This is a genomic window from Arthrobacter sp. NPDC058130, from assembly GCF_042884475.1.
Classification (GTDB): Bacteria; Actinomycetota; Actinomycetes; order Actinomycetales; family Micrococcaceae; genus Arthrobacter.
Map to the genome: position 1 here is coordinate 391,008 of NZ_JBHVTV010000001.1, position 21,846 is coordinate 412,853.

The window sequence follows — 21,846 nt, forward strand, 5'->3', positions numbered from 1 at the left end:
CAGCCGTCACTCTGCGCTCTGCCCGCCCGCTTGCCCTAGCCCTGCGTGAGCCGGTACCGCTCGATCTGCTTGAGCCGGCGGAGGAGGCTGTCGCGCCGGGGGTGCGGGACGGCGTCGGCCGGTTCGGCGGTGAGCTCGATGTGCTCGGTGCCGTACTGCCACAGCAGCAGGTCATCGAGCAGCCGGTCCGGGCCGGGGGAGTAGCGGTGGTCCAGCGCCTGGCGGACTTCGGTGATCCGGTTGGCGCTGAGCAGCCCGGCGAGCTGCATGGTCTGGTTGAGGCCGTGGGCGGCCATGAGTTCGGCGGCCCAGCCCCAGTCGTCGTCGACCTTCCGGTCCACGTGCGGCAGCAGGGTCCGCCAGACGTCGCGGATCCGGTTGGGCGTCAGCGGCGCGGCGCCCTCGCCGTCCACATCCCAGTAGCTGCGGACCTCCTCATAGCGCTCGTGCAGGTCCGAGAACGCGCTTTCCACTGTCTCCAGCATGGCGGCGGTTGCGGTGAACTGGCGGTCGAAGTGCGGGGTCCAGGCCCGGGGGTCCTCGGCCTTGAAGCGGATGTCGTGCTCAATCTCGCTCCAGGCGTGCGCGAACACCGTGCGGATCTGGCACTCGAAGAAGTAGCTGCCGTTCGGCGGGACGTCCGGGTTGAAGGCCTGCTGGTACTCCTTGACGACCTCGTTCTGGATGGTCCGCAGGATCAGGTGCCGGCTGGAGTAGCCGTAGGTGCCGGACTCGATCGAGCCGATGTCCTTTTCTCGGTCCCCCCGGCAGTCAAAAAGCTGGCGCTGGCGCTTGATCAGATTGGCCACCACCGCGTTTTCGGCCGGCAGCTTGGTGATCACGCGGATGCCCACCATGTCATTCAGGGTCCGGAACGGATCCGGGAACTTCAGGACGGGCGGCCCGCCGGGCTCCAGCGGTTTCTCCGTGCGGGAGATCTTCTCGCGGAAGGATTCAACGGTCTTGGTGCGGCCGGTGACGAACAACGGCGTGACCTCCGTGTCCTTGAGCATGGTCCGCAGGTTGAGCAGGACCTCCCTGGTGACCAGCTTCAGGGCAGGCCGGACCCGCTCATAGAGTTCCACGTTCTCCTGCACGGATTCGCGCAGGCTCGCGTCCAAACGGTCCCAGTTGCTCGCCATGGATCCCAGCTTACGGGGCACCGCCGACGCCGGCCCGCAAGCACTCCCTCCGCGGCTGTCCGCAGGCTCCCCGGGAGCCGGCTCCCGCAGGCTCTCCGGGAGCCGGCGCCGCCGGGCGGCGTGCAGGGGGCCTGCCTGCGGGGAGCCGCCTGGAGCCCAAGGTAGGCTCTCCACATGGCTGAAATGCGGCGACGGGGTATCATCGCTGCCGCAGCGGCGGTGACTTTGGGGGCAGTCTCCGTCGCCTGTTCACCGGGCCCCAAGGAGGACGCTGTGAAGAGGCAGAAGTACCAGTACGGCGAGGACCCCAGCCAGTGGGGTGAGCTCTTCCTTCCCGAGGTGGCCGCGCCCAAGGGTGTGGTGGTGGTGATCCACGGCGGGTACTGGCGTTCGCAGTACGGCGCAGAGCTTGGCGAACCCCTTGCCAAGGACCTCGCCGCGCACGGCATGGCTGCCTGGAATCTGGAGTACCGGCGGGCTGGCAACGGCGGAGGCTGGCCCAACACGTTTGCCGACGTCCTGGCCGGAATCGACAAGCTACGTGAACTCGCCGGCGAGCACGGACTCGGACTGGACCGCGTGGTCGCACTGGGCCACTCGGCCGGCGGCCACCTAGCGGTCTGGGCGGCGGGACGCAGCCGGCTCGCCGGACTCGGAGCCCCGGACGCGGACCGCCAGCTGACGCGTCGTGGGGACGACGACGGCGCGGTGCAGCTGACCGGCGTCGTCAGCCAGTCAGGGGTGCTCAACCTCGCTGCCGCCGAGCGGCTCAACCTCAGCAACGGCGCCGTCAGCAACTTCCTGGGCGGATCGTCCGAGAAGTATCCAAAACGGCATAAATTCGCGGACCCGATGAGCGCGGTGCCACTGGGCGTGCCTGTATATGCCGTTCACGGTACGGAGGACGACACCGTGCCGGTCAGCCAGTCCGAGACCTACGCCGGGGCGGCCAAGGCGGCCGGCGCGCCGGTCCAGTTGCTGAAGGTCGCCGGCGACCACTTTGCCCTCATCGATCCGAAGGCACCTGCCTACCGGAAGTGCCGCGAGCTCGTGCAGCAACTGCTGGTCTGAGATCCGGCCGGGCCGGCCCACGGGCCCGTCCAGGATTGCTCCCCGTCCGGCGGACGGCGCCTGCCGGAAGCGAATAGACTGGACCAAGGTGCGCCGGGAAGTCTGGTCGGCATGATTCCGTCGACCCTACTTTGAGGACTCCATGAGCGCCCTGCCACCTACTCCCACACCCCGCCGCCTCTCGGTGTTCGGACGCGGCAGCTACGCCGAGGCCCTGCGGATCGGCGAAATCCTGCGGAAGGAAACCGTCGGCGGCGCACTGCTGGTGGCCGCGGCGGTGATCGCCCTGATCTGGGCCAACTCCCCGGCGGCGGAGAGCTACTTCGCGCTGCGCGACTTCAAGATCGGCTACGAGGCTTGGCACCTGGACCTGAGCCTGGGCGCGTGGGCCGCCGACGGACTGCTGGCCATCTTCTTTTTCCTGGTCGGGCTCGAGCTCAAGCGCGAGTTCGTCGCGGGCGACCTGCGCCAGCTGAACAAATCCGTGGTCCCGGTGGCCGCCGCCGTGGGCGGCGTGGCCATTCCCGCACTCATCTATGCCGCGGTCAACCTCGCCGGCTCCGACGCACTGAGGGGCTGGGCGATCCCCACGGCCACGGACATCGCCTTCGCCGTCGCGGTCTTGGCAATCATCGGTTCCCACCTGCCGAGCGCGCTGCGGATCTTCCTGCTCACACTCGCCGTCGTGGACGACCTCCTTGCCATCACCATCATCGCGATCTTCTACACGAGCGAGCTCCACACCGTGCCGCTCCTGCTGGCCCTGATCCCGCTTGGCCTTTACACGTTCCTTGTCCAGAAGTACCCGCGTTTCTTCGGGCTGCACGCACTGGCCGCCTGGGTGATCCTGCTGCCGCTCGGCGCCGCCACCTGGGCGCTGGTCCACACCTCAGGCATCCACGCCACTGTGGCCGGCGTCCTGCTCGGTTTTGCCGTCCCCGTCCTCCGCTCCCGGGCCAGCGGCGGACCGGAAGCCGGGCCGGGCCTCGCGGAAATCTTTGAACACCGGTTCCGCCCCATCTCGGCCGGAATCGCGGTCCCGGTCTTCGCGTTCTTTTCCGCCGGAGTGGCCGTCGGCGGCCTGGCGGGCCTCGGTGCCGCACTGACGGACCCGGTGGCCGTGGGGATCATCCTGGCCCTCGTGCTCGGAAAACCCGCCGGAATCCTCGGCACCACCTGGCTCATCACCAAAGCCACGCGCGCCCGGCTGGACAGCTCCTTCAAATGGATCGACGTCTTCGGGCTCTCAATCCTTGCCGGTATCGGTTTCACGGTGTCGCTGCTGGTGGCCGAGCTGAGCTTCGGCCAAGGCACTGTCCACGATGACCACGCGAAGGTGGGGATCCTGGCGGCCTCGATGATCGCCGCACTCCTCGCGACTGCCGTGCTGCGGACCCGCAACAAGTACTACCGCCAGGCGGAAGCGGAAGAAGGGATCGACTCGGACCACGACGGCATCCCGGATGTGTACCAGCAGGACCCCGCCGCAGACTAGGTGAGGGGCCGGATTTAAGGGACACTTGGGCGAAGGGGGAAGGCACTGCACGCAGCCCGTCGATACCCCAAGGGGTATCATGGTCTAGCTGAAATACGCACTGAAATATGCACCGGCCCTCCGGTGCCCCCGAAAGGAACAGGCATGAAGAGCATCTCCGTAAAGGACTTGGCCGCCCTGGGCGATGACACCGAAATCGTCGATGTGCGCGAGGAAGACGAATACGCTGCCGTCCGGGTCCCTGGCGCCAGGAGTATCCCGCTCTCGCGCTTTGTCCAGTCCCTCGCCGAGGTTCCCGCCAGCGGAACGGTCTACGTCATGTGCGCAGCCGGCGGCCGCAGCGCCCAGGCCACCGCCTACCTGGAGGACCAGGGGTACGACGCCGTCAACATCACCGGCGGGATCATGCAGTGGCAGGACGAAGGGCATCCCGTCAACCGGGGCTGACCTAACGGAGGGGGCCATGGAAGTCATCGTCATCGAGACCCGCCAGCTCGGGGACCGCAGCTACCTGGTCCACGACGGCTCTGTGGCGCTGGCGATCGACCCGCAGCGTGACACTGACCGCATCGAGGCGGCCGCCCTTGGCGCCGGGGTCACCATCACGCACGTGGCCGAAACCCACCTGCACAATGACTACATCACCGGCGGGCTGATCCTGGCCCGCGCCCACGGCGCCAGCTATCTCGTGAACGCCGCCGATCCCGTGGCGTTCGAGCGCACCCCCATCACGGACGGCCAGACGGTCCGGGTCGGTTCGCTCACGGTCACGGCGGTCGCCACGCCCGGCCACACGCACACCCATATGTCATTCATTGTGGACGACGGCGGGAAGCGGGCGGTCTTTTCGGGCGGCAGCCTGCTTTACGGCTCGGTGGGCCGCACCGACCTTGTTGCCGAGGCGGACACTGTGGGCCTGACCCGCGACCAGTACGCCTCGGTCCGGCGCCTCGCCGCGGAGGCCGGCGATGACGCCGCGCTGTTCCCGACCCACGGATTCGGCTCGTTCTGCTCCTCCGGACCCGCCACCGGAGCCCGGTCCTCCACCATCGGCGACCAGTTCGCCGCCAACCACGCCCTGACCGACCCAGACGAGGACCACTTCGTCCGCGAGCTCATCGCGAACCTCACGGACTACCCGTCGTACTACGCCCACATGAGTCCGGCTAACGTCCGGGGCCCGGGCGCCGCGGAGCTGGCCGTTCCCGCATCGCTTGATCCCGCCGAGCTCACCCGTCGGCTGGACGACGGCGAGTGGGTGGTGGACGTGCGGCGGCGCGTGGCGTTCGCCAGCAACCACCTCAAGGGCAGCGTCAGTTTTGAGTATGGCTCCGGTTCCAGTTTCACCACCTATCTCGGCTGGGTGCTGCCGTGGGGTGAACCGCTGACCCTCGTGGGCTCGCGGGACGATATCGAGAGCGCCATCCGCGACCTCTCCAGGATCGGCATCGAATCCCCGGACGCCGCCGTGGGAACCGAGCCCCACATCCTGGCGCCTCGGGCTGCACTCGCCTCATACCCCCGCGTGGGCTGGGACGGCGTGCTCGCCGGACGGGCCGCCGGTGACACCGTCCTGGACGTGCGCCGGGCCGACGAGTTCGCCGCATCCCGAGTGGTGGGCGCGGTCAACGTGCCGCTGCACGAACTGCTGCTGCGCCTTGACGACGTCCCGGCCGGGAAGCTCTGGGTGCACTGCGCGTCCGGGTACCGTGCAGGGATCGCCGCCAGCCTCCTCCAGCGGGCCGGCCGGGACGTGGTCCACATCGACGCCCGGTTTGCCGAGGCCGCGTCCGCCGGGATCGCCCTGGACAAGTCGGCGGCCTGAGCTGCGGCCTGAACCCCGGCAGATGTCCCGGTAGCCGGTCCAGCGGCCGGAGGTAACCAAACGGCGCCGAAGCGGATTCTCTGGCAGAGTATGAGCATGCTCACAGTTATTGGCGAGGGACTCGTAGATGTAGTCCAGCGGTCCTCCGGCGTCCAGGCCCATGTCGGCGGCAGCCCGCTCAACGTGGCGGTCGGGCTGGCCCGGCTGGACCATCCGGTCCAGTTCATCGGGCGCTACGGCCGCGATGCCTACGGCGAGGCCCTGGCCGCGCACCTGAAGTCGAGCTCCGTGCTGCTCCCGCTGGGACCCGACGAGCTGCCCACCAGCGTGGCCGCGGCGCTGATCGACGACGCCGGCGCCGCCACCTACACCTTTGACCTCGCCTGGGAGCTTCCCGGCGTCACGGCGCGGCTGCCCTTCCTGCTGCAGGGAACTACGCTGCTGCACACCGGCTCCATCGCCACCATGCTGGCGCCCGGCGCCGCCGACGTGCTGGCCGCCGTCGAGCGCGCACACCCGTCCGCCACCATAAGCTTTGACCCCAACTGCCGCCCCAGCATCATCCCGGACGTGGACTTTGCCCGCGCCCAGGCCGAAAAGTTCGTGACCCTCGCCGACGTCGTGAAAGCCTCCGACGAGGACCTCGAATGGCTCTATCCGGGTGCCGACCCGCTGGATTCGGCCCGCCGCTGGCTGGCCATGGGCGGCTCGGAAGGTCCGGCAATGGTGGTGGTGACCCGCGGCGGCGAGGGCCCCTGGGGCGTCAACGCCGCAGGTGCCGCGCAGTTCCCAGCCCCCGAGATCAGCGTCGCGGACACAGTCGGTGCGGGGGATTCGTTCATGGCCGCGCTGCTGTCCGGCGTGGTGGACCTGGGCCTGGACGGGGCCCAGAACCGCAAGGCCCTGCGCGAACTGTCCGCCGAAAGCCTCCGCGATCTCCTCGCCCATGCCTCCCGGGCGGCAGCGGTCACCGTGTCCCGCGCCGGCGCCAACCCGCCCACGCGCGCGGAGATGGCACGGATGGAAACGGGGGCCCAGCCCCTGCAGTAAGTGAAAGGCAGCCATGACACGCCACGATGTTCCGGTGTTCCCGGTCCGCAGTGAATCATTCACGGAGGGCCAGACCCTCCCGCCTGCCCAGCGCAGCGGCCGGATGCGGGCAGGCGGCCAGGACCAATCGCCGCAGCTGAGCTGGAGCGGCGCCCCGGCCGGCACCAAGGGCTATGCGGTCACCATGTTCGACCCCGACGCCCCGGGGCGCGGCGGCTTCTGGCACTGGGCCGTGCTGGACGTCCCGGCCGACGTCACGTCGCTGCCGGCCGGAGCGGGCGCCGAGGGTGGCAAGGTTCTTCCCGCGGGTTCCATCCAGTTGAGGAACGACGGCGGGTTCCACGGCTACCTTGGCGCCGCGCCGCCTCCCGGACACGGGCCGCACCGCTACGTCATCACCGTCCACGCCCTCGACGTTGCGCCGTCCGGACTCAACGAGCGCACTTCTCCGGCCAGCCTGGAAGCGAAGCTGTCGGGGCACACCCTTGGCCGGGGCACGCTCACCGGCATCTACGAACGGCACTAGCCCTCCGCCGCCCGCCGGCCAGCCGTCAGCAGCCCGCCGCTGGCGCAGCTACCAGCCGTCGCCCGACGTCGGATTCGCCGGAAACTCGCCAGTTCGCCGGAAATTTCCGGCGAACTCGACGCGGTCCGGCGATCTCGGAGAACGCGGACGCGGATGCCGTAGCGGATCCGGACGCCGATGCGGCCCAGGCGGACGCCGATGCGGCCCGGCGGCGGGCCGTCCGGGCCCACGTAGACTGGCTCTATGCGGCTGGTAGCAAGTGACATCGACGGAACGATCCTGGGCCATGACGGCAAAATCAGTGAACGGACCGTCCGCGCGTTCCACGCCTGCCGCGAAGCCGGGCTCGAACTGGTCTTCGTCACGGGCCGGCCGCCGCGCTGGCTCCATCCCCTGCAGGACCAGTTGGGGCACACCGGAACTGTCATCTGCTCCAACGGCGCCGTCGTGTGGGACCTCGAGGCGGACCGCATGCTCTCGGCGCGGACCCTCGACCTCGACGCCGTGTTCGAGGTCCGCCGCATCATTAAGAAGCTGCGCCCCTCGGCGTTGTTTGCCGCCGAAACCCTCACCGGCTTCCACCTGGAACCGGGCTTCATCGAAAACGGCTCGAGCGAACTGCTCTCGGAATTCACGCCGGCCCCGCTGCACACCACCCTCGCAGCGGGCGACGCCGTGGTGAAGTTCCTGGCCATTGTCCGGGAAGGAACCGCCGATGAGTTCCTCGCCGACGTGGCGCCCGCCGTCGCCCATCTGGCCGCCGCGACGCACTCCGCGCCGAACATGGCCCTGCTTGAGCTGTCCCTGCCCGGCGTCAACAAGGCCGTGACCCTCGCGGAATATGCGGCGTCCCTGGGAATCGGCGCCGCGGACGTGGTGGCGTTCGGGGACATGCCTAACGACATCGAGATGCTCCGCTGGGCCGGGCACGGCTACGCAATGGCCAGCGGCCACCCGGAAGCGATCCGCGCCGCAGGCCAGCAGGCGCCGCACTTCGACGACGACGGCGTCGCCCAGATCCTGGAGGCCAAGCTCGCCGAACTCGGCGTGCCGTTGCCCTAAGAGGCGCCCCACAGACGACCCGGGCCCGCCGGGGCCGCGGCCCGCGGCCCCACGGGACACGGGGGCGCCCCTGGCGGCGACCCGCCGGCGTCATACACGTCCCGGCCGGACACCGGATTCCCAGCGGACGGTCAACTGGCGTTCACCTTGCCCTCCTAAGCTGAAGGCTCGCGACAGATCGTATGACCGATAGTGGGGACATCATGGCCAGGCACCGCATCAACAACACCGACGATCAACCCCTGCACCCGGCGGAACCGGACCGGCAGTGGAGGCAGCTGCGCCAGGGCGACCGCGTCAGCGTCCGGCTGGCACCCGGCGTCGAGACCAGCGGCCTGGTGGACGCCGTGACGGCGGACCACAGCGTCGTCTGGGTGGACCTCGACGGCGGCCGCGGCCGCACATTGCTGCACTGCGGGGACGGCGTCGAAATCCGCCCGCACGATTCCTGACGCCCTCCCGCTAAGGCCGCCCCCGCGGGGCCGGCCCCGCTAGGGCCCGGTCCGGCAGACCGTCCCGAGCCGGCAGATCCAGGCTCGGGTACGCTTCAGGAGTGACCAGCCCGCACCCGTACTTTGCCCCTCGCGGCAACCGCGACTCCGGTCCGGAGGACGCCGCGGGCCGTGCCGCGGACGGCCCCGCTGCCCGTGCCTCCGTCGGTTCCCGGCCGCCCCTGGCGATGGCCCACCGGGGTTTCTCTCTGGACGGGCTCGAGAACTCGGTGGCCGCGTTCCGCGCCGCCGTCGACCTCGGATACCGGTATCTGGAGACGGACGTCCACACGACGGCCGACGGCGTGATGGTGCTCTTCCACGACACCACCCTGGACCGGATTACGGAGGGAAGGGGCCGGATCGCGGACCTTCCGGCTGAGACCGTGGACCGGGCCAGGATCGGCGGGACCGAGCCGATCCCGCGGTTCGAGGAACTCGTCGCGGCCTTCCCGGACGTCCGGCTCAACATCGACGTCAAGGACTGGAAATCGGTGGGGACCCTGGCCGCGGCGATCGAGCGCCACGGGCTGCACGACCGCGTGCTGGTGGCCAGCTTCTCGGACCGGCGGCGCCGCGCCGTGCTGAAACGGCTGAGCCGTCCCGCCGCGAGCTCGGCCGGCATCGTGTCCAGCGCCGTGTTCGTCCTGCTCGGCCCCGTGCTGCCGGTTCGGCTGATGTCGCTCGTGGCGCGCCGGGCACTGCGCGGAGTCCACGCCCTGCAGGTCCCGGTCCGCTACGGTGCTGTGCCAGTGGTGACGCCCGGCTTCATCCGGCGGGCGCACCGGCACGGCCTGCAGGTACATGTGTGGACGGTCAACGAGCCCGCCGAAATGCACCGGCTGCTGGATCTCGGCGTCGACGGGATCGTCACGGACCGCGCGGACCTGCTCAAGGCGGTCCTCCAGGAGCGCGGGACCTGGTCTTAGAGGGAGAGCCCGGCGTCAGGCGGAAAGTTCCATCATGAGTGGCGGCAGTTCCTCGTTGAGCTCCCGGGCGAGGTAACCCAAGCCGCCCAGCCGACTGGCAAGCCGGTCTCCGGCCGCAGCATGCAGATGCGTTCCCCAGCAGGCAGCCTGCGCGTTGCCCGTTCCCCTGGCACGGAGGCCGGTGATGGCGCCGGAGAGGACATCTCCGCTGCCCGAGGTGCCCAGTCCGCTGTGCCCGGTGGTGATCTCCCAGAGGCCAGTTCCGGACGCAGCAGCCCTGACGCTGCTCCGGGGTTCTGCGATCACGCCCTGGCAGGAGACCACGGCCTGATATTTGTCGGCCACGTCAGGGAGCTGGCGGTGCAGGTCCTCGATGTCCCGCCCGATCAGGATGGCCGCCTCCGTGATGTTCGGGGTCAGGATCAGCCGGCCAGCCCACGGAGACAGTTCGTCTTCGAGCTCTGGCAGGCTGGCCAGGGCAAAGGCGTCCAGCACAAAGCACGGCTGGTTGCCCGGGGTGGCTTTGAGGAGTTCACGCAGCAGCGCCGTAGTTTGGTCCTTGTCGTCCAGACCGGGCCCCACCAGGACGGCGTCTGCGGTTTCCAGCTCGGCGGCCAGGGGCCCGGCGGCGGAACCGACCACGGTCCCGGCCGTCGTTTCCGGCAGTCCAAGGACGCCAGCTTCGGGCAGGGCAATGGCCAGCGGTACCGCCACGGAATCCGCCACGGCCAAGGTCAGCCGGCCCGCACCCGCGCGGAGGGCAGCGACACCGGCGAGCAACGCCGCCCCGGGCGTCTTGCGCGCGCCGCCGATGACCAGCACGGAGCCGCGGTCATCTTTACCGGAGCCGCCGCCGGGAAGCGGCCAGGCCCGCAGCAATGTCGGGGTGACGGCCTCGGCCTGAGGGGGCTTGGCCTGCCTGGACTTAGCGGGGATGGACATCCGCGTCCCCCGAGTGCTGGGTTACCGGGACACCTTCGCTCATGAGGTGGTCGGCCATATTGAACGTCTCCAACAGCCAATCCCCCCTGCCGTCGGGCCGGACGAAGCGGCTGACGGAAGCATTGAGGATGGTGGATGTGGCCGCGATGTCCAGCAGCTGCTGCTCCGAGAGCCCCTCCAGGATGTAGCGGATGAGAAGGATCACCGCGTCGTGGCAGACCAGCAGGACGCCCTCACCGGAATGCTTGTTGTCAAGGTCGGCGAGCAGCGAGCGAAGTCGCAGCACCACATCCGCCCAAGACTCACCGCCCGGGGGCCGGTAATAGAACTTGCCGAGCCACCGCCGCCGGCCGGCCTCCTCGGGGAGCCGGGCTTCCACCCCGGCCGTGGTGAGCATGTCCAAGATTCCCAGCTCGCGATCGCGCAGCCGCTCGTCGATCAGGACTGCCGTTTGCCAGCCGCCGGTCTGGACGGCGAGTTCTGCGGTCTGCCGGGCACGCAGGTAGGGCGAGGACCACACTGGAGTGCGCCGGCCGTCAGGGTACCCCGCGAGCAGCCTGCCCAGGGCCAGGGCCTGCTCCCGCCCCGTGACCGACAACCCGACATCCGCATCCCTGGCGGGGACATCGATGACGTGCGCGCCGGCCTGTTGAGCCAGCGTGGCGGCAACATTGCCCTCGCTTTCACCGTGGCGTACCAGCAGCAGCTCAGTCATGCCCGGGACGCTGCGGATGTGTCCGTTCTCGCTCACCGTTCCCCCTGCCCGTTGGTTTCCGGCGCCGTCATCTGCCGGCCCGGCCCCAGCCGGAATGTGTGTGGCAGCCCACGTTACTCCCGGTGGCGCGGATTTGTCGTGCGCCGGGCGAGCGAGCAACATCCGGGACCGCCGGACTGGCAGGATAGAGCCATGCGCATCCTCATCGCCCCGGACAAGTTCAAGGGTTCCCTCACCGCCACCGAAGCCGCCGCCGCTATTGCCGAAGGCGCCCTGCGCGTCTACCCGGACGCCGAGGCCATCCAGTTTCCGGTGGCCGACGGCGGCGAAGGGACCCTCGAAGCGGCCATTGCGGCCGGTTACGAGGAACGGCTCAACGCGGTCGTAGGCCCGATCCTGGCCCCGATCGGCGCCGCCTGGGCAATTCGCGCGGACGCCTTCGGCGGTGCCACCGCGGTGATCGAAACGGCGCAGGCGTCCGGGCTGGCGCACATGGAGCCCACGCCGGTGAACTCGCTGCGCGCCCATAGCTACGGCTGCGGACAGCTGATCGCCGCCGCGCTGGACGCCGGTGCCAACGAAATCGTGCTGGGCGTGGGCGGCTCGGCCATGAGCGACGGCGGCAGCGGCGCCCTCCGGGCCCTCGGACTCAAGCCCTTGGACGCCGCCGGGAATGTCGTGCCCCTTGGCGGCGGATCGCTCGCCGACGTCGTGTCCGTGGACACCAGCGGCCTCGATCCGCGGCTGTCCGAGGTGAAGTTCAGGATCGCCGTCGACGTCCAAAACCCGCTGTACGGTACCGAAGGGGCCGCGCACGTGTTCGGTCCGCAAAAGGGCGCCGACGCCGATGCTGTGGAGCTGCTCGATGCCGGCCTGCGGAACTGGGCCTCGGTCCTGCGTCAGGCGACCGGCCGGGACGTCAACGTGCCCGGCGCCGGGGCGGCCGGCGGTTTCCCGGCGTCGTTCCTGGCCTTCAGCACCGCCGCCCTGGAAGGCGGCTTCGAGCTGGTGGCGGGCCTCACGGGGCTTGCCGCGAAACTGGCGGTGGCGGACCTGGTCATCACCGGAGAAGGCTCCATGGACAGCCAATCGCTGACGGGCAAGGCGCCGATCGCCCTTGCCGATGCCGCCCGGGCCCTCGGCATTCCCGTGATCGTGGTTGCCGGCCGGATCCTCGTCACGCCTGAGGACCTTGCCCGGCACGGAGTGGTGTCCGCGGCGCAGCTGCTGGACGTCGCGGGCAACCCGGAGGACGCCGTCGCCAACGCGGCAAAGTACCTTACCTGGGTCACCAGCCAGGTCCTCGAGGGCGCGTAGGGGAGCAGACAGCGGCCGGGCGCCGCCCGGCACGCGCCGGTCTCAGGCGCCGGTCTCGTAGTGCGGTTCAGCGACGGGCTTGGACTCGGGGGAGCCCTTCTCGCGCAGGTAGACCGAGGCGCCTACCAAGACCGCCACTGCCAGGAACTCGCTTTGCCAGTTTTGGAATGACTGAAACCAAAACTGGCTGGTCGCCAGGAAGCCCAGCAGGGTTACCGTGGGCTGTCCGTGGCTCTGCTGCTCACTGTTGTAGGCGTCCGCGCCGCCCACCGCGTGCAGGGCGAAAGAGGCGAGGAACAGCAGGATGAACAGGATCGACAACGAGTGTTCGTAGAGCTTGAGCACCAAGCCGCCGCGCCGGACGGGCCACGGCGTGGACTTTGTAATTCTGGCGTGCCGCGGGTCCTCGTCCTGCGGCGCCCGCTTGCCCATCGGTTTGGACTCGGAAGACCCCTTCTGGAACAGGAAGACGGTCAGGATGACGTACATCCCCATCTGGAGGAATTCCGACTCCCAGTTTTCGAACGTCGCCTCCATAAAGTCCCCGGTGCCCAGGTACTCGAGGATGCTCACCGCTGGTTCCCCATGTGCCATCTGATCCTCGCTGTAACTGGCTGCCCCGCTGAGGATCATGCCGCCGAAGAACACGGCGAACAGACCGATATTGGCCAGCAGCAGGCCGTGGTTCCTGACCCATCTGCCTGTGGGTCCTCTTTTGTTTGCGGAGCGGCGTTCATGAGAAACGTTAGTCACAGTGACTCCTCCTCGCGTGCCTGCCGGCGGATCCGGGCAGGGACAAGAACCAATAGCAAAACCAGTACGGTCAGCAGCCCGACGCCGGCGATCAGGCCCGCTGTCCGGCCCGCGGTGACGTCGAAAACGAGGGAGGTGGTGCCCACGCTCAGCAGCCCGACGCCGGCCAAAGAAATCTTGGCGATAGCGTCGGCGCTCCTCACGAGCGTCTCCTTCAGCCCTTGCTGGAACAGCCGGCGGTGCACGCTGACGGGCAGCAGGATGGTGGCCGTAGTGAGGGCGGCCACTACCACGTTGGCGAGGTACAGCGACGTCTGGTAGTCATCCAGGGTTTCGAAGCGGGACTGGAAAGGCAGCGTCAGGAGGAAGCCGGCGAGAATCTGGACGCCGGTTTGGAGCACCCGCAGTTCCTGCAGGAGCTCCGCCCAGTTGCGGTCCATCCGCTCAGCAAGCGATTCGTCCCTGCCGTCGTCCTTCGGCGCCGCTGGGCCTGTCATCGGTACTCCTCCGCACAATCCTGAAAACAATCCCTGTAAACAACTGTGAACCTGCCGCAGCCTGCGGCTCCACCCTCAACCTAGGCTTTAGAGTTGCCAAAATACAAGTCAATAGTAAGTTTGCTGAGGACTTTTGCGGCTAGGGTAGAAACTGTTTACTTCGCTGGGATGTTTCGGAGGGATGGTTTCGGGGCACGCCCACTCCGGCCCGATGAGCATCCCTGGAAACCGACACGTGGTGAGGCGGACTATGAGCGACTCAAGCGAGCAGCAAGACCAGCCCAGGCAGAAAGACCAGCCTAAAGAAACAGACCAGCCGCGCGATCCCCGCGCCGGTTATCACTCCGGTCCATTCCCCGAACAGATCCAAAAACAGCCCGGCCTCACCTCACCCATGGAGCCCAAGCCGGACCACGGCGAGGAAAGCTACCGCGGCAGCGGCGCACTGAGCGGCAAAGCCGCCCTCATCACGGGCGGCGATTCCGGAATCGGCAAAGCGGTGGCAATCGCCTTCGCCAGGGAAGGGGCCGACGTCGCGATCTCCTACCTGCCGGAGGAGGACGAAGACGCGCAGGACACCGCCGAATGGATCCGGAAGGCCGGCCGCAAGGCCCTGCTGCTCCCCGGCGACGGGCGCAGTGAGGACTTCGCCGCCAACATTGTGGAGGCGACGCTGGCCGAATTCGGAGGCCTCGATGTCCTGGTGCTGAATGCGGCCTACCAGAAGAACCGTGACAGCCTGGAATCGCTGCCCACCGAAGAATTCGACCGCGTCTTCAAGACGAATCTGTACTCCCTGCTCTGGACTGCCCGTGCCGCCGTCCCGCACCTGAAGGCGGGCGCCTCCATCATCACCACCGCATCGATCCAGGCCTTCAACCCGTCCCCGCAACTCATCGACTACGCCATGACCAAGGCGGCCCAGGTGGCGTTCACCAAGGCGCTGGCCCAGGAACTCGGACCTCAGGGGATCAGGGTCAACGCCGTGGCCCCCGGCCCCATCTGGACGCCGCTGATTCCGGCCACCGAGTGGCCGGACAAGCTCCCGACCTTCGGCCAGGACACGCCACTGCAACGGGCGGGCCAGCCGGCGGAGCTCGCGGCCGCCTACGTGCTTCTCGCCTCGGACCACGGCTCCTACATTTCCGGGGCCGTCCTTCCGGTCACCGGAGGCAAAGGCCTCTAAGTCCGCGGCGACCCCCCAAATTCCAGCTAGTCCCACTTCCAACAACCGGAGGAAATGACATGACTGACCACCAGCAGGATCCCCAGGCCGTTACCGAAGAAGCGGGCGGCTACGGCACACCGACCGCCGAGCAGGAGATGCCCGGCGGGCAGGCGAAAAACGGCCAGGCGTCAAACGGCGATGCGTCAAACGGCGATGACAAGAACTTTGCCCAGCCCCGCGAGGAGGAAGCCTTCGACGCCGCGGCGCTGAGCCAGGACAGCCCCGACGGCGAGACGTATCCGGCCGGCGCGCCGGACCTGAGCCAGTTCGGCGGCGAAGACCAAGACAGCGCAGGAGAACCCGGGGCAGGACGCTTCGGAGGAACGGAGGAACAAATGAGTTCAGAAAACGCCAGCGCAGCCCCCGGCTTCGATGCCGACAGCCAGGACGCCCAGGTGCCCTCGACCGACGCCGAGTTGGATGCATCCAACACTGAAGAGTCCGACGCCGGACGGCCCTTCTCCTCCGAGTCCGGGCAGGACGCCGCGGGGCTGCCGGACGGTTCCGGGACGGACCTGCCGGATAGCAAATCGCCGAAGGACCGCGAGGACGACAAGGACACCTTCGACGCCGGCTGATCCCGCCGCCGTCGGCTCCCTCCGCCGGTCATCACCGCCGCTGCGGATTCAACGGTCCTGCCAGCGAAGGAGGCCGGTCTCCTTCCCTGCGGGCGGGAGGCCGGCCTCCTTCGTGCGGGTCATGCCCGCTGACGGCTTTTCCTGACGGCTTTACCTAGCGGCGCTTCTTGGGGGTGCGCTTGGCGGCTGCCTTGACCGCGGCCGTCGAGGCCGCAGCCGGGGCCAAATCTTCGGTTTCCGGCTCCGCCACCGTGCCGCGAGCCTTCGCGATCGCCTTCATGCCGTGGTAGATCACCAGGGCCGCTGCCGAGCCCAGCGCGATCCCGGTGAACTTCAGGTCGCCGATGGTCCAGGTGTAGTCGGCGATCCCGACGATCAGGGCGACGGCGGCCGTGGTCAGGTTGATCGAGTTGGAGAAGTTCACCTTGTTCTGGACCCAGATCTTCACGCCCAGCACGCCGATCATGCCGTAGAGCATCGTGGCCGCGCCGCCCAGGACACCGGCCGGGACGGTGGCGATCAGCTCGCCAAACTTCGGCGAGAAGCTCAGGATCACTGCAAAGATGCCGGCCACCCAGTACGCCGCCGTCGAATACACCTTGGTGGCAGCCATGACGCCGATGTTCTCGGCGTACGTGGTGGTCCCGGACCCGCCGCCAAGCCCGGCAAGGACAGTGGCGGCGCCGTCGGCCAGCAGCGCCCGGCCGGACACGCCGTCGAGATTCTGCCCTGTCATGGCGGACACGGACTTCACGTGGCCGATGTTCTCTGCCACCAGCACCAGCACCACCGGCACGAAAAGGCCCACGACGCCGATGTGGAACTCGGGGGTTTGGAAGTGCGGCAGGCCCACCCACGCGGCACTCTCCATCTTGGAGAAGTCCACCTCGCCCCGGAGCATCGCAACAAGGTAGCCCACCAGAACGCCCACCAGGATGCTCAGGCGGCCCAGCATGCCGCGGAACAGCACACTGACCACGATGATGACGGCCAAGGTGATGAAGGCGGTGACGGGGGCCAAATCGAAGTTGGCCTTCGCCGCGGGCGCCAGGTTCAATCCGATCAGCGCCACGATCGCGCCGGTCACGATCGGCGGCATGACCCGGTTGATCCAGTCTGCGCCGAACTTCTGCACGACGGCGCCCACGACGGCGAGCGTCGCCCCCGCCAGCACCACCCCGCCAAGTGCCCCGGGGATGCCGAACTGCTGCTGCGAAGCCATGATCGGCGCGATGAACGCGAAGCTGGAGCCGAGGTAGCTCGGCACGCGACCCTGGGTGATGACCAGGAACAGCAGGGTGCCGATGCCGGAGAAGAACAACGTGGTGGCCGGCGGCATGCCCGTGATGATCGGGACCAGGAAGGTGGCGCCGAACATGGCCACAACGTGCTGCATTCCGACCCCCACCGTCAGGGGCCACGTGAGCCGCTCATCCGGCCGGACGACCTCACCGGGGCGGACGGATTTGCCGTTGCCGTGGAGCTTCCATTTGGTGCCGAGCATGCTCATTGCCGGGAGCCTTTCAGAGAATGTGGGGCGGGCGCGGAAGGAATCTTCCCGAGCAACTTTACCGCGCAGGGGTTTGCCGGCGGTCCGCTTCGGGACGGGCCGGACCGGCCGTTCCTGGATCGGGCGGGCGGTGTGTGTGTGCTTGCACGGTGTGTGCCGGACTTCACAGGGCTCCGCGGGAAGCAGACGCCGGAAGTTGAAGTTGCAACTAGGGACCACAACTATGGACAGCAGGAGAAGCCGGCCACCTAAGGGCGCGCCGGCACAGCGAAAGGGATGCCAATGACAATCGCCCACGATGAAGCAGTAATCGAGGCAGCCGCCGTCGACGCCATCTTTGCCGAAGCCCGCACCGCGAACGCCTTCACCGGCGACGTCACGGAGCAGCAGGCCCGCGCCATCTATGAACTGACGAAGTTCGGACCCACCGCTTTCAACTCACAGCCGCTGCGCGTCACCTACGTGCGCTCCGACGACGCCCGGGCCACACTCGTGGACGCTCTCTCCGCCGGAAACCGTGCCAAGACGGCCTCCGCGCCGCTCGTCGCCGTCCTGAGCTACGACACTGCCTGGCAGGAGCAGTGGGACGCCTTCCTTCCCGGCTACAACGCACCCAAGGCCATGTACGACGCCGCTCCGGACCTCGCTGCGTCCACCGGCAACAACAACGCCCACCTGCAGGCCGGCTACTTCATCCTCGCGGTCCGCTCCCTGGGCCTTGCCGCAGGTCCCATGACAGGTGCCGACTTCGCCAAGATCGACGCCGCGTTCTTCCCCGACGGGAGCCAGAAGAGCTTCCTGGTGGTCAACATCGGCCAGCCCGGGGCCGACGCCTGGGGCGCCGCCAAGCCGAAGTTCGCCTACGAGGACGTCGTCCGCACCGTCTAAAGGCCTCCGGAGCACCCGTCTCGCGGTGGTGCCTCCGGCGCTGTTCTCTCGCGGAGGTGCCTCCGGCACCATGGGGGACAGGCCGGAGGCACACGGGATGCGATTCTGCGGTTCAGCGCAAGGCCCACATCCAAGGCCACTTTTAATCTTAGTCCGCGCTTTTGTCTCCGGCACTGTGTGTTTTCGCAAAGCTCCGCGGTCTCTGGCGGCCGTGGCATGGCACACTTTTCCCATGCGGAACCTGATTGCGGTGGCCTTCGTGGAACCGGTGTCTGAGGGGCTCGAGTTTCCCCGTGACGACTGGCCGCTGCACATCACCCTGGTCAAGTTTGATGTGGCTAAATTTGATGTGGCGAAGTTTGACGTGAATGGGTTCGACGTCGTCGACCCCCGCCCTGAACAGCACCAGGAGGCCGGCGCGGAAGCTGAACCAGGCACATTGCCGGACCAGGACGATCCGCTCGCCGAACAGATCGCTGCCCTCATGGCGGATCCGGTGGCCGCGGTCCTGGGCTGCACAGTGGGTGTGGCCGGCGAGGCCGGGTTTGGCCGCGCAGGCTCAATCCCGGTCAGCCTGATAGAGCCCAGCGACGAGCTGCAGTTCCTCCATAGCGAGCTGGTCCGGATCGTGGAGCAGCTGCACGGCAGGATCTCCACGCCTGCGTACACCCTGGAAGGGTACAGGCCGCACGTCTCCCACCACGGCGACAAACGGCTCCAGCAGGGCGACACCGTAGCGCTTGACCGGATAGCCCTGGTGGACATGGCCCCCGACGGCAGGCACGCAACCCGCCGGGTGCTGAAGCTGTGGACCGAAGCCCCGGCGTGAGCGCCGGCGCGGCCCGGCCGGGGAGGGACCGGCGTCATGTCCGGGACGCCGGCGGTGGTTTCCGGCATGCCGGGTGCCATACTTGGGGGCGACTTCGACGATGGATCGATAGCGCTGACTGACATGCGGACTCGGGGGCAACTTCATGATGCTTGATACCGCAACACTGCGCGTGGTGCTTGCCCTTGTGACTCTGACGCTGCTCGTTCTTTTCTACTTCATCACCTACCGCCGGACCAGGGCCGCGTACAGCGGCTGGTGGTGCATGGCCTTGTTGCTCTTCCTGGTCGGAACGTCGGCCTATCTGCTGAACGGGACAGTCCACCAGGTCTGGGCCAACCCCAGCGGCAACGTCCTGCTCGTGGCCGGTGCGGCCAGCATCTGGGCAGGCTCCCGGTCGCTGCGGGACGTCAGCACGTCCCGCTGGCTGCTCGCTGCCGGTCCCGCCATTGTGGCCGTTTTCTCCGCCCTCGACCGGCCCTCAACCAACATCTGGGCGGGCGGGGCCATCTACCTCGCATTCATGTGCGCGCTGGTCGGTTTGGCGTGCCGGGAACTGTTCCTGCTCGACCGCGACTACTCCCGTGTGCACCGCCCGCTGGCCCTCGGCGCCGGCATCCTTGCCCTGTTTTACCTGGGCCGCCTGGTTGCCTTCATGGCGGTCGGCCCCAGCGGGCAAGTCTTTACCTCCGTCTTCGGCTCCGCGCCGACGACGGCGTTTTCGACCGTCACGCTTGTGGTCGCGTCCTTCACGATGGCAGAGCTGAGCTATGAGCAGTTGACCCAGGATCTGAGGGCCCGGGCCACCGTGGACGGGCTGACCGGCCTGCTCAACCGCGCGGCCTTCATAGACCTGGCGGAGGACGAGCTGCGCCGCCTGCGCCGGAGCAGGACCACGGCAACACTGATCCTCGCGGACCTCGACCATTTCAAGGCGATCAACGACCAGTTCGGCCACTCTGCCGGGGACACCGCCCTGCAGGCCTTTGCCAGGGCCTGCGCCGGAACCGTCCGGTCCACCGATCTCGTGGGCCGCTACGGCGGCGAGGAATTCATCGTCCTGCTGCCAGGCGTCACCCCGGAGCGGGCGCAGGAGATCGCCGGCGACATCAGCCGCCGGCTCCAGCGGTCCGGAACGGAAGCCATTCCCCGGTTGCCTACCGTGAGTTACGGCATCGCGTCCACGGATGCCGTACTGGGAGGCCTCGACGCCGTTGTGGCCTCGGCGGACGCGGCCCTCTACCAGGCAAAGACGCTTGGCAGGGACCGCGCCGTATTGGCCAGCGACGGCGTAGCTAGGAAATAACGCCGTCCACCAGCGCCTTCGCCTCGGCCTGGACCTGCTTGAGGTGCTCGGCGCCCTTGAAGGATTCGGCGTAGATCTTGTAGACGTCCTCCGTGCCGGAGGGCCGGGCCGCGAACCAGGCGTTTTCGGTGACCACCTTGAGGCCACCGATCGCCGCGCCGTTGCCCGGCGCCTCGGTCAGTTTGGCGGAAATCGTTTCGCCGGCCAGTTCGGTGGCGGTGACGTCCGACGGCGAGAGCTTGCCTAGCGCGGCCTTCTGCTCGCGCGTGGCGGCGGCGTCGATCCGGGCGTAGACGGGGTCGCCGAACTGGTCCGTGAGCCCCTTGTAGAGCTGCGACGGCGACTTGCCGGTCACGGCCGTGATCTCCGAGGCCAGCAGGGCCAGCAGGATGCCGTCCTTGTCGGTGGTCCAGACGCTGCCGTCCATCTTGTTGAAGGATGCGCCCGCGGATTCCTCGCCGCCAAACGCCCCTTCGCCGGACAACAGGCCCGGAACGAACCACTTGAAGCCGACCGGAACCTCTACGAGCTTCCGGCCCAGGCTCTGCGCCACGCGGTCGATGATCGAGGAGGACACGAGCGTCTTGCCGATCACGGACTGCGGGTTCCAGCCGGTACGGTGCCGGTACAGGTAATCGATGGCGACGGCGAGGTAGTGGTTCGGGTTCATCAGCCCGCCCTGTCCATCAACAAAAGGCGTCACGATGCCGTGCCGGTCGGCATCGGCGTCGTTGCCGGTGGCGATGTCGAACTTCGCGCCTTCGGACATCCTTGTGATCAGGGAGGCCATCGCCGACGGTGAGGAGCAGTCCATCCGGATCTTCTCGTCCCAGTCCAGGGTCATGAAGGCCCACTGCGGGTCAACGGTCGGGTTCACGACCGTGAGGTTCAGGTGGTGGCGCTCGCCGATCTCGCCCCAGTAGTCCACGGACGCGCCGCCCATGGGGTCCGCGCCGATCCGGACACCCGCCTCGCGGATGGCGTTCAGGTCCAGCACCGAGGGGAGGTCGTCGACGTAGCTGCTAAGGAAATCGAACTTGCCGGTGGTTTCTGCCGCGAGGGCGTCGGCCACGGGGATCCGCTTGACCCCGCGCAGGCCGTTTTCGAGGAGCTCGTTGGCGCGGTTGGCGATCCAGCCGGTGGCGTCGGTGTCCGCGGGGCCGCCGTGCGGCGGGTTGTACTTGAACCCGCCGTCGCCCGGGGGGTTGTGGCTGGGGGTCACCACGATGCCGTCGGCCTGCGGCGCGCCGGGGGCGGCGTTCCGGTTGTGGGTGAGGATGGCGTGGCTCAGGGCAGGGGTGGGCGTGTAGCCGTGGCGGGCGTCGATGAGGACATTCACACCGTTGGCCGCCAGCACTTCAAGGGCGGAGTTTTGCGCCGGCTCGCTCAGGCCATGGGTGTCCTTCGCCATGTAGAGCGGGCCGGTGATGCCCTGGCCCGCGCGGTATTCCACGATCGCCTGCGTGATGGCGAGGATGTGGGGTTCGTTGAAGGAGGCCTTCAGGCTCGATCCCCGGTGCCCGGAGGTGCCGAAGGCCACCCGCTGGCCCGGGTCCGAGAGGTCCGGCGAAACGTCGTAGTACGCATCCAAAAGCGCAGTGAGGTCAACAAGGTCCTGGGGTTGGGCAACTGTGCCCGCGCGGCTAGCCATGGCACCAGCATGCCAGACGACACCGGCGCGCAACACGGTTT

At 68.2% G+C, this 21,846-nt stretch carries 22 protein-coding genes; 15 read left to right on the forward strand and 7 right to left on the reverse strand.

Annotated features, from left to right (window positions below):
• Positions 1 to 35: 35 nt before the first annotated feature.
• On the reverse strand, positions 36 to 1,142 hold the full coding sequence (locus ACFVTM_RS01845) for a GTP pyrophosphokinase family protein (protein WP_390201631.1): 1,107 nt from the start codon (positions 1,140 to 1,142) through the stop codon (positions 36 to 38).
• Positions 1,143 to 1,415: 273 nt separating this feature from the next.
• Between ACFVTM_RS01845 and ACFVTM_RS01850 the strand changes: the two genes are divergently transcribed.
• The 9 genes from ACFVTM_RS01850 (at position 1,416) to ACFVTM_RS01890 (ending at position 9,591) form a co-directional block, all read left to right on the forward strand.
• Entirely contained in the window at positions 1,416 to 2,213 is a 798-nt protein-coding gene (locus tag ACFVTM_RS01850) for an alpha/beta hydrolase (RefSeq protein WP_390201633.1), read from the forward strand.
• A gap of 142 nt (positions 2,214 to 2,355) precedes the next feature.
• Positions 2,356 to 3,708, forward strand: coding sequence for a Na+/H+ antiporter NhaA (nhaA, locus tag ACFVTM_RS01855; RefSeq protein WP_390201634.1), 1,353 nt, complete (start codon positions 2,356 to 2,358; stop codon positions 3,706 to 3,708).
• A 144-nt stretch (positions 3,709 to 3,852) separates the two neighbouring features.
• Positions 3,853 to 4,155: a rhodanese-like domain-containing protein gene (locus ACFVTM_RS01860; protein ID WP_390201635.1), complete on the forward strand. Its 303-nt coding sequence runs from the start codon at positions 3,853 to 3,855 to the stop codon at positions 4,153 to 4,155.
• 16 nt (positions 4,156 to 4,171) lie between these two features.
• The gene (locus tag ACFVTM_RS01865) at positions 4,172 to 5,533 is read left to right on the forward strand and encodes a rhodanese-like domain-containing protein (RefSeq protein ID WP_390201636.1); all 1,362 of its coding nucleotides are present in this window, start codon (positions 4,172 to 4,174) and stop codon (positions 5,531 to 5,533) included.
• 96 nt (positions 5,534 to 5,629) lie between these two features.
• Positions 5,630 to 6,583, forward strand: a complete 954-nt coding sequence (locus ACFVTM_RS01870) for a carbohydrate kinase (RefSeq protein ID WP_390201637.1) — start codon at positions 5,630 to 5,632, stop codon at positions 6,581 to 6,583.
• Between the two features lie 13 nt (positions 6,584 to 6,596).
• Positions 6,597 to 7,109, forward strand: a complete 513-nt coding sequence (locus tag ACFVTM_RS01875) for a YbhB/YbcL family Raf kinase inhibitor-like protein (RefSeq protein ID WP_390201638.1) — start codon at positions 6,597 to 6,599, stop codon at positions 7,107 to 7,109.
• A gap of 243 nt (positions 7,110 to 7,352) precedes the next feature.
• On the forward strand, positions 7,353 to 8,171 hold the full coding sequence (locus tag ACFVTM_RS01880) for an HAD family hydrolase (protein ID WP_390201639.1): 819 nt from the start codon (positions 7,353 to 7,355) through the stop codon (positions 8,169 to 8,171).
• A 203-nt stretch (positions 8,172 to 8,374) separates the two neighbouring features.
• Positions 8,375 to 8,623 carry a hypothetical protein gene (locus ACFVTM_RS01885; protein WP_390202089.1) on the forward strand — a complete coding sequence of 83 codons (249 nt, stop codon included), beginning with the start codon at positions 8,375 to 8,377 and terminating at the stop codon, positions 8,621 to 8,623.
• 101 nt (positions 8,624 to 8,724) lie between these two features.
• Positions 8,725 to 9,591: a glycerophosphodiester phosphodiesterase gene (locus ACFVTM_RS01890; protein WP_390201641.1), complete on the forward strand. Its 867-nt coding sequence runs from the start codon at positions 8,725 to 8,727 to the stop codon at positions 9,589 to 9,591.
• A 15-nt stretch (positions 9,592 to 9,606) separates the two neighbouring features.
• Here ACFVTM_RS01890 and ACFVTM_RS01895 read toward each other — a convergent pair whose 3' ends face one another.
• Complete coding sequence (locus ACFVTM_RS01895) at positions 9,607 to 10,533, reverse strand: NAD(P)H-hydrate dehydratase (protein ID WP_390201642.1); 927 nt, start codon at positions 10,531 to 10,533, stop codon at positions 9,607 to 9,609.
• Positions 10,517 to 11,248, reverse strand: coding sequence for a histidine phosphatase family protein (locus ACFVTM_RS01900; RefSeq protein ID WP_390202090.1), 732 nt, complete (start codon positions 11,246 to 11,248; stop codon positions 10,517 to 10,519). The genes ACFVTM_RS01895 and ACFVTM_RS01900 overlap by 17 nt, the downstream gene beginning before the upstream one ends.
• Positions 11,249 to 11,440: 192 nt before the next feature.
• Here ACFVTM_RS01900 and ACFVTM_RS01905 point away from each other — a divergent pair, with 192 nt between their 5' ends.
• On the forward strand, positions 11,441 to 12,565 hold the full coding sequence (locus ACFVTM_RS01905; RefSeq protein WP_390201643.1) for a glycerate kinase: 1,125 nt from the start codon (positions 11,441 to 11,443) through the stop codon (positions 12,563 to 12,565).
• A gap of 42 nt (positions 12,566 to 12,607) precedes the next feature.
• On the opposite strand, the gene ACFVTM_RS01910 is transcribed toward ACFVTM_RS01905, so the two are convergent.
• Both ACFVTM_RS01910 and ACFVTM_RS01915 read right to left on the reverse strand, forming a co-directional pair.
• Positions 12,608 to 13,318, reverse strand: coding sequence for a DUF6766 family protein (locus ACFVTM_RS01910; protein ID WP_390201644.1), 711 nt, complete (start codon positions 13,316 to 13,318; stop codon positions 12,608 to 12,610).
• Positions 13,315 to 13,815, reverse strand: a complete 501-nt coding sequence (locus ACFVTM_RS01915) for a DUF6328 family protein (protein ID WP_390201645.1) — start codon at positions 13,813 to 13,815, stop codon at positions 13,315 to 13,317. The genes ACFVTM_RS01910 and ACFVTM_RS01915 overlap by 4 nt, the downstream gene beginning before the upstream one ends.
• A 250-nt stretch (positions 13,816 to 14,065) precedes the next feature.
• On the opposite strand from ACFVTM_RS01915, the gene ACFVTM_RS01920 reads away from it, so the two are divergent.
• Positions 14,066 to 15,001, forward strand: a complete 936-nt coding sequence (locus tag ACFVTM_RS01920) for an SDR family oxidoreductase (protein WP_390201646.1) — start codon at positions 14,066 to 14,068, stop codon at positions 14,999 to 15,001.
• 59 nt (positions 15,002 to 15,060) lie between these two features.
• Positions 15,061 to 15,621: a hypothetical protein gene (locus tag ACFVTM_RS01925; RefSeq protein ID WP_390201647.1), complete on the forward strand. Its 561-nt coding sequence runs from the start codon at positions 15,061 to 15,063 to the stop codon at positions 15,619 to 15,621.
• 154 nt (positions 15,622 to 15,775) lie between these two features.
• Here ACFVTM_RS01925 and ACFVTM_RS01930 read toward each other — a convergent pair whose 3' ends face one another.
• Entirely contained in the window at positions 15,776 to 17,131 is a 1,356-nt protein-coding gene (locus ACFVTM_RS01930) for a uracil-xanthine permease family protein (protein WP_390201648.1), read from the reverse strand.
• 282 nt (positions 17,132 to 17,413) lie between these two features.
• Between ACFVTM_RS01930 and ACFVTM_RS01935 the strand changes: the two genes are divergently transcribed.
• From ACFVTM_RS01935 to ACFVTM_RS01945, 3 genes are all read left to right on the forward strand, one after another.
• Positions 17,414 to 18,019 (forward strand): malonic semialdehyde reductase, encoded by a 606-nt coding sequence (locus tag ACFVTM_RS01935; RefSeq protein WP_390201649.1) that lies wholly within the window; start codon positions 17,414 to 17,416, stop codon positions 18,017 to 18,019.
• Between the two features lie 232 nt (positions 18,020 to 18,251).
• On the forward strand, positions 18,252 to 18,848 hold the full coding sequence (locus ACFVTM_RS01940; protein ID WP_390201650.1) for a hypothetical protein: 597 nt from the start codon (positions 18,252 to 18,254) through the stop codon (positions 18,846 to 18,848).
• A gap of 145 nt (positions 18,849 to 18,993) precedes the next feature.
• Positions 18,994 to 20,154, forward strand: a complete 1,161-nt coding sequence (locus ACFVTM_RS01945) for a GGDEF domain-containing protein (protein ID WP_390201651.1) — start codon at positions 18,994 to 18,996, stop codon at positions 20,152 to 20,154.
• Here the strand turns inward: ACFVTM_RS01945 and pgm are convergent.
• Complete coding sequence (gene pgm, locus ACFVTM_RS01950) at positions 20,144 to 21,805, reverse strand: phosphoglucomutase (alpha-D-glucose-1,6-bisphosphate-dependent) (RefSeq protein ID WP_390201652.1); 1,662 nt, start codon at positions 21,803 to 21,805, stop codon at positions 20,144 to 20,146. The two genes, ACFVTM_RS01945 and pgm, sit on opposite strands and share 11 nt — an antisense overlap.
• Between the last annotated feature and the right edge of the window lie 41 nt (positions 21,806 to 21,846).